Below are 12,470 nucleotides of genomic sequence, written 5' to 3'. Positions count from 1 at the left end.
ATTATATTGGCTTTATAATGGTACTTGGTAATGTTGTAGGTTCTGTACTATGCGATAACTGCACGTTTCTCTGCTCAAAACTGGTTTCGGTTTCCAGTTCAAGAGGGTTTTCACAATTATCAGGATTCGTTTCCTGGAAGATTGGCAGCGGCTGCTCCACTGGAAGTCCTGTAGACTTATCCTGAAGAATAGTAAGGGTAGTAGGGATTCTGGTAATCCAGTATTTACCTTGTGCTACACCTGTAGGCTGTCTCATTTCATCCACAATACTCATGTACATAGGATCTCCGATGACAGGAACTTCACCTCCGTTCCAGATTTTCCCTGTTGTCATAAAGAACTGTACTGCATCTTCAAAACCAGGTTTTACGGTAACAATTACTCTCGCCATACCTGCCTGCAGGAAGCTTCTGAACAAAGGATCTACGCTTTCGGAGATATACATTTCCTGCCACATTTTACGGTTGGCCCAATAATATGGATAGAACGTATAGTCCATAATTTCCCATTCAAAAGCCTGTTCCATGAACTTCGCCAGTGCAGTATATTTATCAAGATTTTCGTTTAAGAAAACCTGGAAATTTTCCATTTTGTCTCCATCGGTAAAGCTTTGCCCCAAAACATTCAAATAATCCTGTAAGAGGTAAGCAATACAGTTGTGTTTCAGTACATCATGTTCCATGTATCGGTAGAACGTTCCCTGTTTTTCTTTCGCTTCGGCTTCTTTTTCTTTTTGTTCAGCATCCAGTCTTGCCTGTTCTTCCTGGAATTTTTTGTAGGCTTCTTCATATGCCTGAATGATAGCGTTGAAGTTTTCGGTTTGCCACTGAAGCATAAAAGCATCAGAAAGTTTGCAATACAAAGTAACATTAAGCGTTACATCTTCAATATTTCGGCCTCTATAAAGGTAATTGAAAGTTCCTGCAAGGTTTAATCCGCCTTCAGTAAAGGTTCCCTGATTAATCTTGCCGCCAAAACTTAAATCCCTTTCTCCACCTTTACCATTACTGCAATAAAAATTACTGTTGTGCCATAAAGAATTTCTGTCCATATAATATTGAACCTTCATGCTCTTTGCAGCATAGTTTTGAGTAATATTAATAGGTGTTCCTACAGCACCAAAAGAGCCAGTTGAATTGGGAGCTCCTTTAATTTCCTGATACACCTCTACATCTTCTTTCGGAAGCTCTGTTAACTGTACCCCGTAAATCTGAGCCCAATGTAAAAGCATTTCTTTCGTTGCTGCTTTCGGGGTTGCCATATTCCAGGGCTCCGGAGCTTTCCTGGGATCTACAGGAGCAGTAAGCACCTGAGCATTGGATACTGCTAATGCTAAACGGTGAAGTTTTGCAGGTTCAGGAACCATAAATTCAAACATGGTACGTTTGCCATAGTTGTAAATCTGGTTTTTCATCTTTTTGTCAATCCAACGGTAAACCCCTGTAATGTGTTGTGGCGGTTCATTGGTTGTAAGAGCTTTTCCTCTGTTGTCGAATTCATGAACATTAGTTTCCGTATATTCTTTGATGATTTTCTGAATTCTCTCCTCGTTAATCTTCGTAAGGACTCTTTCCATTGCTCTTTCCGTAATCTCCTGAGACTTGGCAACTGCTTGCCTTGTACTGTCATGTTGAGCTGTATTATTGGCGTAGTCAGCCCCGATGTCTAACTTATAACCACCACTGTAGCTAAAATGTGCATAAGCGGTAATGCTCTGCTGCTTATCCAATTCTTTGGCAACTTCCGTCTGCATATCTGTTCTGGAAGTTTTGGAAGTATCGGATACCTTTTCTGTTTCTACTGATTTGGAAGTGGTATCCGTAATTTCAGAATATTCTCTGGCTACGGAAGACTTATGTCTCAGCTCACTAGCCATTACGTTTTCTATATTCGATACTTCTCCCGGAACATACGCATGAACACTTTGTACGACCTTCAGATAATCAGCAATACCTAATCTTTTGATTCCGAAATTTTTTCTTTTAAGAGATCCCTTCACAGGCTCCTCTTCTCTAGGTCCTCCTTTTACGGGTTTTAGTGTGAGCATTCCTGTATGAATCTGCCCGTTGGCTATTTTCGATACATCTGCATAAGCTTCTCTTCCGTTGCTGAAAATAATTTCTATTCTGAAATTGTAAATGCTTCTGAACTTGTTTACTAAACTGGCAGGCAAAGTAATTTTATTGTTTACTACCGAAATATTGGTGTAGTTTTCTTCAAAATGCCCTGAATTGGTATCGGCGATGATTTTTGCATTGGCAACATTCCATGATATATCCTCAACTTCAAAAGAAAAGTTTAAAAACCCTCTGCTTGATAAAAATAATACCCCGTAATTATTGGCAATAAGGGAATATGCAAGAGGGGTTCTTGAGGTATTTTGCGTAACCGGAATAGAAGCTCCGGCTAAATTTACATACTGCTGTTGTGGCAATGCAGAGCTTTCCATTGCAGTTTGTGATGATGATGAAATTTCCTGCTGTACACCGGATATCACATCATTAAAGGTTTCCAGAGAACTGTCAATTTGCAACAGGCTTTTTCCGATACGCATTTCCCTGTCAGAGATCATTTCTGCTGTTCCTTCAATTCTTTTTCCTGATAGACTTTCTGCATTCACATCTGAGAATACTTCTATAAATAAGTCAAATGATTCCGGTGAAAGTTTAGCCTGAAGTTCCGAAATATCAATTTCGTTTTTATAAAAGAACTCAAATTGTGGAACTTCAAACTCTTTCTGTCTTTCGTGAAGTTTTTGTAATTCTTCTTCCGGAACTTTTAATTCTATCAGACGATCTATTTCTTCTGCAATTTTCTCATATTCTTCCAGACGATACTTGTTTTCTTCCATATATCTTGTATGCGTATCCTGATATGCTTTGTACGTGGATTTATGATATGATTTTTGCAGTTTTTCTAATTCTGAATTCAGTTTCTGCAAACCTTCTTTTCTATGAAGCGTTTGGCTTAGAGCTAAACCACTTTCGGTTTCAGATTTTAATCTTTGTTCTGTAATGGCCGATAAATTTGTTTCTGATGATACTTTAGAAGCAATTGAAGCTCCGGATTCTAAATCATCTTCCACAAAAAGTGATTTTGGCATCACTAATTTTCCGTTCAATGCATTCTCTAAAGGTTTTTCACCATTGACTTTTAGTACATTTTCATCAATATCGGTATTCTGTGCAAATCCTAAATGAATGGCTTTAAGAATATGGCTAATAGCTTCTTTCACATAGAAATTTTCTTGAGAAACGATCTGGTAGATTAAGTTGTTCCAAAGAAGCTCAAATACTTTAAGACCATCTCCATTCAATTCTTTGTTAGAATCAATAAGTCCTGAATAATAGCCTTTAGTATATGCCCAGTCATGATCATTGATTTTCTCTTTTTTTGAAATTTTTCTCCCGATAATCAGCAATTGACCGAATATGCCGGCTTCCAGTTCTTTCTCTGTTTTAAAAGCGGTACTTGCAAAAATGCTGGATTTGATGAAGCTTTCCATAGCATTTATCTTAGCTGTAGAAGAGGCTCTTTCGGATACTGCAGTGTCAAAAACTCCCACTATTCCTGCTGGTCTGTGGATAAATCCAAAATTTCTTCTTTTGGTTTCTGTAAGTTGTGGGTTTCTTAAACTCACGAATCTAAATAACGTCTGTGACGCATTGTTGTTTGTTGACATTTATGTAAATTTGTTTGATTTTATTATAGGTTAAGATTTGAAGGCTCTTTTTAGTAGAGTTTCTTCAAGTTTTAGCCTTATTTTTTTAGGTGGTTTCGGGCAAAGATGTCCACCTCATATTTTAATATCGAGTTTCATTTTGTTTAGTTTTCATAATGCAAATATCCATGCAGGAAGCGACAAAACTCGTCGTATTATTTTATTAAAATTGTCTAGCCCTAACGCAGTGTTATACGTAAAAGTCATGTTATTGGACAATTTCAGAATCAGTATGTAAAGTGGAGTAAAAAGGTGACAGCTTATCCTTTGAATTAGCTGTACAGAAAGTAGAAAGTGGTTCGATTGGTAATCGGGAAGCGATGCGCAAATATAACACCCAAGGTCAGGGTACTGTTACCGAATGGCGCAGAAAGTATGGCAACTTTGATATAGATAACCGTTCACAAAGTAAAACTAGGCAAACCCCGGAACAATATGAAACCTGAAAGGGAGCGAAAGAATATAATTTTCTCTATATCTGTCTATTGTGTTTATTTTTTTTCGTATTTCCAGTTTCTGGATTTTCCTTCGGCTATCCATTCCAGAGATTGTACTATTCTTTTATTTCTGGTGGTTTCAGTTTTAGCTTCAGTGATCCAGCTGATGTATTCTTTTCTGAATGAAGGAGATTTCTTTTCAAAAATTTCTAAAGCCTTTTTATTCTGATTTAAAGCTTCCTGAAAATAATCGGGGATTGCAGTTTCTGTTTTTGAAGGTGCGGCTCTCTTCATGGTAGTGCCCATCTCTGTAAGTTCCATAGCTTCCTTAACCGCTTTTTTTAGTTGAAGTTTTGGAGGAAGATCTTCCATTTTGGTGAGCTTGCCCAAACTGAACATTGAACTTCCTTCGGCCGGGGTTTCTATTTCCTTTAAAGTGTTCATTTCCTGGTGCAGCCAGAATCCGAGGCTGCAATACTGCTTAAAAGAAGTAATTGAGCAAAGAATTTTCCCTCTGTACATGAAGGTGGGAAATTTCCACTTAATGGCTTCTTCCACATCGGGACAAACTTCATGGATCATTTCACGAAGATAATTTAGGATAGGTTTTGCAAAATCCGGGGATTTTTCAATGTATTCATCGACTTTTGTATTGTGTTTTTCCATAGTGTTACCGGAATAATGATACGGTTTCATTGACAAGGAATTTTACCTGATCCGGTCTTCCCCTGTCATTTTTAGGATTATTGCTGTAGCTTCCGGTTCTTACAATCACCATATTGTGCTCGGGAACCATAATGATATATTGTCCCTGAAGTCCCAGAAAATAATAGTGTTTAACAGGATTGTCATGATTGATCCAAAGCCCCATTCCATAGATTTCTTCAGATTTTTCCGTAGGTGTTCTCATCTGCTCGATAAAATACGGATTGAGGATCTGCTTTTCGCCCACTTTTCCGTTATCTAAAAACAGCTGTCCCAGTTTTGCATAATCTCTTGCATTGGAGTGGATGCAGCAGTATGTTTTTTCCATCCCGTAATGGTCGGTACTCCATGAGGCGTTCTGTTCCATTCCCATCGGGATCCAGAATTTTTCGGATAAATAGCTTGCCAATGTCTGGTTCAGAGCTTTTTTTAAAGCAAATCCGAGGAGTTGCGTAGATCCGCTCTGGTATTGGTACCGGGTGCCGGGTTCTTCTTTAAACCTCCGTGAAAACACCGCTTTAATAAGATTCCGTCCATAGTAAGCTTTTGCATTTGGCAGAAAAGGATTATTGTAATCCTCATCCCAGTCAAGTCCGGCTTCCATCTGTGCCAGGTTTCTAAGCGTAACATTACTCCCGAATTCTCTTTCTTTAAATTCAGGATAAAAATCAGAAAGCTTTTCATCAATATTCCCGATAAGACCTTCTTCCAAAGCTTTTCCCAACAGCATAACAGTAACCGCTTTTGCCATGGAAAAAGAATTGGTGCTGGAAAGCTGGTTATAACCGTCCCAATACTGTTCATGAAGAATTTTCCCGCTTTTTATAACGACAAAGGCTGCGGTCCTGGAATGTTTTAAATTTTCAATCACATTTTCAGGCAGTTCCTTATGGTTGTATTCAGCATCTTCTGTCCATAATTCCGGCTCGTCAGTAGCGATGAGGTTTCCCGGAAAGAGCTTCCCGTCGTCGATATAAGCGCTTGATTTTCCTTTGAGATAGGTTTTGGAGATTCCGCTGAATAAATAATCGTATCCCAAAAGATAAACTGCGGCTACACCTACGGCTGCTCCGCCTATTACGTATTTTAATGCCTTCATATGATCGTGAGTATCAGTCTCAAACAAATTTAGAATAATTTTGACAAGAAAATAAAAAAGAAACGGTAAATAAACTATTTTTGCGATTCATGATGAAAAATATGACCAGAAAATTTATTGTATTCGTGTTTTTCATTTTTTCAGTGATGGGAACTGCCCAGAACTATAAAATGATCGACACCGCAGACTATTTGCAGAGAAAAGAATTTTTGAAAAGTTTTGCCGGAAATAACGAGGTTTTTATTAAAAAATTAAGATCGCAGTATTCCGGGAAGACAGGTTCGGAATTATCTAAAATTTATAAGGAATTCGGAACTGATTTTGAAAAGCAGGTAAAAAACAAAGATTTTATTTTCAAGTCTGAATTTGAAACTGAAATAAAAAGCCTGATCCAGCGCCTCAGAAAAAATAACCCTGGCATTCCCCAGGATCTGAAAATTTTGGTGGCAAGAGATAATACTCCCAATGCTTACTGCCTTGCAGACGGTACTTTTGTGATTAATATGGGACTGTACAACTGGCTTAACAGTGAAGACCAGATCGGAGCAGTGATCACCCATGAATTGGGACATAAAATAGACGAGCATTCGCTTAAAACATTTTTAAGCATTATTGAACAGGACCAGCTGGATAAAATGACTGTGCAGAATCTGAAGGAAACAACGGTAAAACGCAGTCAGAACCAAAATCAGAAAGCCTTTGACATCCTTAAAAACCGTGCTTATAAAAAAGGCGTGGAAAGAAGAAAGCAGGAGATGAAGGCCGATTCGCTGGGCTATGTGATCTTTAAGAACAGTGATTTTAAAAAGATTGAATATGTAAATGCACTTCAGCGGCTGCAGGATTTTGATACCATCTCACCGCGTGAACTGAAGATGGAAACGTACAGAAAACTTTTTGATCTCCCAAAGCAGGTTTTCAATGAAAAATGGATGAAGAAAGAGGATTTTTCACTGTACAATTACAACTTTTACAAAGAAAAGCTGGATAAAGATTCCCTGGCCTCACATCCCGAAATGTCCCGGAGGATCGAGAAACTCAAAAAAACATTCACTGAGCTGAAAACAACTGCAGAACCGGAAAAATCTTCCGGTACTTTTACAGAATTAAAGAAAATGGCCAGAATGGAGATTCTTCCCAATTATTTTCACTCCGAAGATTACGGGCTGGGAATTTATGTATCCATGCAGTTTCTGCAGGACGGCGAAGAGGAAAAATATTATAAGGGCTGGCTGGGGAAATGCTTTTCTAAAATATATGAAGCCCGGAAAAATTATAACCTGAACCGTTATCTGGACAGGATAGAACCTAAAAATCAAAGCGAAAGCTATCAGCAGTTCCTGAGTTTTATGTGGAATCTGAGCCTTGATGATATTAAAAATATAGCAGACTTTTACCAGAGCAACTACCAAATAAAAGAATCCTGACGCATTGTCAGGATTCTTGTTTTTTTAATAGTTCAGTTTTTCTAAACGGATTTTATTGAATTTTTCTTTTTCGTTGTACTCACGGAGAAGTATATAGCCTTCTTTTCCAATATAAGGCGTAACGGCGTAATTGTCTTTCTCGGAAATAGGGATGATTTCCTGCTTGAACTTCCCGTCTATAATCGTGTTGATGAAAAGGTTCCATTTTTTCTGCCTGGTGACTTCGTCTTTCTGATAGTCACGGTAGAAGAACACCACATCTTTCCCGCCGTTGAGGTATTGGGAGAAAAGATAATCACTGTTTACCCATTTCGTTTTTTCTTTTTCAAAAACCTTGACATTTTTGATCTTGAAATCTTTATCCGTATAAATATAAACTAAATCTGTAGTTTTAGGGGCGTTGTACTGTCCGGCTGGTTTGTATTTTTCAGTGAGGATCCCAACGCTTCCGTCGTTCATAAAATACATATCCTTAGTCTGAAGCATATAACCGCTTTCTACCATTCCGTTGGCATTGATCTTCGGAAGGAATGAAGTAAAATCCGGCTTGAAATTGATCTCTTTCGTATCTACGGTAAAATCGGATTTATTGACCATCATCCTGGCGTAGCCTACAAAATCATACTTAGCAAAATTTCTTCCCAGCAAAACAATTTTGTCATCAAATGTCTTATCATTATCAAGGCTGCTGCCGTAGTCCAGGAAGAAACTGTCGATGAGGTCGATAGTCGTATCGGAAAGCCCTGTGATAGGCTTATTGGCGGCTTCTTTTCCTGTTTTCATATCAATCACCACGAGGCTGAAAGATTTCTTATCATCGTCTGCCTTTTTCATGATACAGTACATATATTTCTCATCCCTTTCCAGAACGGATAAGGTGGAGAATACCTTTTTGTTACCGTCAGTATTGTATTTGTACCTCCAAAGTTCCTTTTTGCTATCGTCAAATTTAATGATGTTATTGCTGTTCACATATTTTCCGTAGTCTTTGTATTCTATGGCAAAATAGCCTCCCTCCTTTACTTCCCCTACAGAGGAAACATAATTATAACCTTTTTCTTTTTTCTCTTCACGGTTTTCCTTGCGCTGTGCTTTCCAGTTTTTGGGCTCATTGATCTCTTTGAACGTACCATCTTCTAAATAATCGTAGTAAACTTTCCTTTTAATGGTATTGGTTTTCGGATCTATCACCATAGAAACAGGAGTGAAAATCTCTCTGCTTTTTACCAGGGAATAATCCATCATTGAAGGTTTTAAAATGATCTGTCCTTTAAAGTCAACATAGCCAAGGTAGGAGCCTGCTGTAATATCTCCTTCAAATTCTTTATTGGCAACAGGATTAAGGTTTTTATCCAGGATCACATATTCGAATTTCTTGGTTTTGTCACCTGCTTTCCCGTAAGAATAAAGTGATACGTAGCCGTAAAGATTATCTTTATCATCAAACAGCGCATTCATTCCTACATGATCACCGGAAGCAAGTGCTGTAAGGTCCTGGGTCTGGGAGTAGGATAAAGTCTGGAACAATCCGAAGATCAGAAAATATATTTTTTTCATGAGTTAATTTTTTTTTGCTGAAAATAATAAATTAATTCGAACAATATTAATAATTCAGTTTTTCTAAGCGTATTTTGTTAAATTTTTCTTTTTCATTGAATTCTTGAAGGAGAACATAGCCCTCTTTTGCTATATAAGGAATTGTAATATTGCTTTCCGAAGATATTGGTAATACTTCTTGTTTCCATTGTCCGTTTATAAATGTATTGATAAAAAGGTTCCACTTTTTCTGTTTATTTTTTCTTTCGGTATCGGCATAGAAAAATGCCATATCGTTTTTATCATTAAGATGCTGTGAAAAAAGATAGGTGCTGTTTTTTTGAGTAGGATAAACTTTAAGGTTTTTCAGTTTCATCATGGGATCAAGGTTCATCATTATGATATCTGAAACTGTATTGTTTTTCCTGCTTATTTTCTGAAAAACAATAATAATGTCATTATTTTTCAGAAAATTAACTGATTTTATATCAAGATCTTTGGAATCAAAAGGTTCTTTGAGCTCTTCAATATCTTTATGTTTGCTGTAAACGTCATCATAAAAATGAACTTCATTAAATGAGAGTTGATTGGTATTTTTATCATAAATAAGCTTTACAAGCCCTTCATTATAAAAATTGAGCGGATTTCCGGAATATCTTAATAAGGATGTTAATTTATCATCTGTATTATATTTGTTGTTTATGGCTCCGTCTACAGAATTTAAAGTAATATAAAGGTTTCTCCCATAAGGAAAAGGTAATATAGAGAGAACTTTTCCTGTTTTCAGATCAAATACCATAAAATTATATTCAGGCGAATCTTTTTGGTATTTTATTACTTTAGTAATCAGGATATCATTATCGTAGTTTACAATTTTAAAATGAATGAAATTATTTTTATGATCTTCGTTAAAAAATTTATAATCCCAAAGTTTTTGATATTTTTCGTTGAAAAGCTTCAAAGAAATATCCTTATGAAAAGGCCTCTCATGTTTATATTCAAAAATAAGTGTTTGATTGTTGTTAAGTTCAACAATTTGAGACGTTAATTTATATCCTGAGGTTTTCTTTAAATTTCTATTATCATCTTTAATTTCTCCATTAGTTTTGTAAGCAGATGCTTGGGTGAGATTGGTACCATCATATTCAAAGCTGTCTTTCTTTTTAATCTTGTAATCATTGAGATTAATAATAAAATCTGCTGGAGTATAAAACGATGCATCATAAGCAAAATCGTACGCATTATAAGAAGGAGTGATAACTAACTCTTTTTCTGAATTGATATAAGGGTAGTACTGAATAGCTGTTTCATCACTTTCGAAATTTCCGGTGGAGAGAGAATTGAGGTTTTTATCAAAGATGATGTATTCTAATTTATTTTTCTTCTTATTGTTTTCTGTTTTTCCAAGATCATAAAGCGCAAAATAACCGAACACATTTTTATTATCATCAGAAATAGATTTTAGACCCAGATATTTTCCTGTAGCTAAAGCAGCAAGATCCAGGGTTTGGGAAAAGAGTAAAGTTTGGAATAGCCCAAACAGTAATAAGGATAGTTTTTTCATTATGTGTGTTTTGGCAAAAATAATGAATTCAATCCTATTTTAGAAAAAAATAGAAAAGCCTTGAAAAAATCAAGGCTTTCAGTCTATAGTTTAGAAAGTAAATTTCTGAAGTTCGTTTTCTCGTCGATAATCCTTCTGAGTTCAGAAACAGGAACTCTTTCCTGCTGCATTGTATCCCTGTCTCTTATCGTTACCGTGTGGTCCGTTAAAGAGTCATGGTCGATGGTGATACAGTAAGGAGTACCGATGGCGTCCTGTCTTCTGTAACGTTTTCCTATGGCATCCTTTTCTTCGTAGAATAGGTTGAAATCATATTTCAGGTCATTGAAGATCTTTTCTGCATATTCAGCAAGACCGTCTTTTTTCATCAGTGGAAGAATTGCCGCTTTGATTGGTGCAATTGCAGGAGGAAGAGATAAAACTGTTCTTTCCGAACCGTCTTCCAATACTTCATCTTTAAGACAGTGAGAGAAGATGGAAAGGAATAACCTGTCCAAACCTACTGATGTTTCTACCACATAAGGGACATAGTTTTCATTTCTTTCAGGATCGAAGAACTGAAGTTTTCTTCCCGAAAATTCCTCATGCGCTTTCAAATCGAAATCCGTTCTTGAGTGAATACCTTCCAGTTCCTTAAATCCGAATGGGAAATTAAATTCAATATCAGCCGCAGCATTGGCATAATGGGCCAATTTTTCGTGATCGTGGAATCTGTAGTTTTCGCTACCTAAGCCAAGAGCTAAGTGCCAGTTCAGACGTTTTTGTTTCCAGGTTTCATAGAATTCCAGTTCCGTTCCCGGAGCTACAAAAAACTGCATTTCCATTTGTTCAAACTCACGCATTCTGAAGATAAACTGTCTTGCAACAATCTCGTTTCTGAATGCCTTACCAATCTGAGCAATACCGAAAGGAAGCTTATGACGTGAAGTTTTCTGAACATTCAAGAAGTTAACGAATATCCCCTGAGCCGTTTCCGGTCTTAAATAAAGATCCATCGCAGAATCTGCGGAAGCCCCTAGTTTAGTACCAAACATAAGGTTGAACTGTCTTACCTCCGTCCAGTTTCTGGAACCTGTATCAGGATCAGCAATTTCTAGTTCCTCAATTAAAGCTTTTACATCAGCAAGGTCCTCGTTTTCCAGGGATTTTGCCAATCTTGAAAGAATAGCCTCTCTTTTTGCTCTGTATTCCAGGATCTTTGGATTCGTAGCTTCAAACTGAGCCTTGTCAAAAGAATCCCCGAATCTTTTCGCCGCCTTCTCGATTTCTTTATTCTCTTTATCTTCAATTTTAGCGCAGTAGTCTTCTACCAGAACGTCTGCTCTGAAACGTTTCTTAGAATCTTTATTGTCAATCAATGGATCGTTGAAAGCGTCTACGTGGCCCGATGCCTTCCACGTTGTAGGATGCATAAGGATCGCCGAATCAATGCCGACAATATTTTCGTTAAGCTGTACCATAGCTTTCCACCAATACTGTTTGATATTGTTTTTTAGTTCGGCACCATTCTGTCCATAGTCATAAACAGCGGATAAACCGTCATAGATCTCACTGGAAGGGAAAATAAAACCATATTCTTTAGCGTGAGAAATCACTTTCTTGAAAACATCTTCTTGCTTTGCCATAATTTTTTTAACGTCTGAAGTGCAAAAATAGTGAAAATGTAGGAAGATGGAAGCGGGAAGGTGGAAGTTTTTATAATGTAGAAAATTAGAAGCCAGGAACCTGCTTTCTCTACTCGCTATTTTTTTGGATTTGGCGCGGCGGCTCGCCGCCGCGCCAAATCCAAAAAAATGAGCTCAAACATGCCGTTCAATCAGGGCTAAAAATAAAATCTATGAGGTTTTAGTGAAAAGTGAAAATGAATTATAATACGACGACTTTTGTCGTTTTTCAACATTTATATTTGCCTTAAGAAACTAAAGAAAACTAAATAAAATATAATGAATAAATAAAGCCAGTAATTAATTAAAAAACATAA

At 37.0% G+C, this 12,470-nt stretch carries 7 protein-coding genes; 1 reads left to right on the top strand and 6 read right to left on the bottom strand.

Features of this window, described 5'->3' with window-relative positions; all coding sequences use genetic code 11:
* Position 1: 1 nt before the first annotated feature.
* The 3 genes from IX38_RS21790 to IX38_RS00435 all read right to left on the bottom strand — a co-directional run bounded on the left by IX38_RS21790 (position 2) and on the right by IX38_RS00435 (position 5,962).
* The gene (locus tag IX38_RS21790) at positions 2-3,682 is read right to left on the bottom strand and encodes a hypothetical protein (protein ID WP_051884364.1); all 3,681 of its coding nucleotides are present in this window, start codon (positions 3,680-3,682) and stop codon (positions 2-4) included.
* 530 nt (positions 3,683-4,212) lie between these two features.
* A complete protein-coding gene (locus IX38_RS00440; RefSeq protein ID WP_228377886.1) occupies positions 4,213-4,854 on the bottom strand; it encodes a YdeI/OmpD-associated family protein in 642 nt (213 codons plus the stop codon).
* Positions 4,829-5,962, bottom strand: coding sequence for a serine hydrolase domain-containing protein (locus tag IX38_RS00435; protein WP_034700832.1), 1,134 nt, complete (start codon positions 5,960-5,962; stop codon positions 4,829-4,831). Before IX38_RS00435 ends, IX38_RS00440 begins: the two co-directional genes overlap by 26 nt.
* Before the next feature lie 101 nt (positions 5,963-6,063).
* On the opposite strand from IX38_RS00435, the gene IX38_RS00430 reads away from it, so the two are divergent.
* A complete protein-coding gene (locus tag IX38_RS00430) occupies positions 6,064-7,389 on the top strand; it encodes a M48 family metalloprotease (protein WP_228377885.1) in 1,326 nt (441 codons plus the stop codon).
* A 24-nt stretch (positions 7,390-7,413) separates the two neighbouring features.
* Here IX38_RS00430 and IX38_RS00425 read toward each other — a convergent pair whose 3' ends face one another.
* The 3 genes from IX38_RS00425 to IX38_RS00415 form a co-directional block, all read right to left on the bottom strand.
* Positions 7,414-8,946 (bottom strand): hypothetical protein, encoded by a 1,533-nt coding sequence (locus IX38_RS00425; protein WP_034700830.1) that lies wholly within the window; start codon positions 8,944-8,946, stop codon positions 7,414-7,416.
* A gap of 46 nt (positions 8,947-8,992) precedes the next feature.
* Positions 8,993-10,489 carry a hypothetical protein gene (locus IX38_RS00420; RefSeq protein WP_034700828.1) on the bottom strand — a complete coding sequence of 499 codons (1,497 nt, stop codon included), beginning with the start codon at positions 10,487-10,489 and terminating at the stop codon, positions 8,993-8,995.
* A gap of 83 nt (positions 10,490-10,572) precedes the next feature.
* Positions 10,573-12,114, bottom strand: coding sequence for a glycine--tRNA ligase (locus tag IX38_RS00415; RefSeq protein WP_034700826.1), 1,542 nt, complete (start codon positions 12,112-12,114; stop codon positions 10,573-10,575).
* Between the last annotated feature and the right edge of the window lie 356 nt (positions 12,115-12,470).

Origin of the sequence: Chryseobacterium luteum (assembly GCF_000737785.1) — a bacterium.
Taxonomy (GTDB): domain Bacteria; phylum Bacteroidota; class Bacteroidia; order Flavobacteriales; family Weeksellaceae; genus Chryseobacterium; species Chryseobacterium luteum.
Note: the sequence above shows the minus strand (reverse complement) of the source record. Positions and strands in the feature narration are given on the sequence as shown.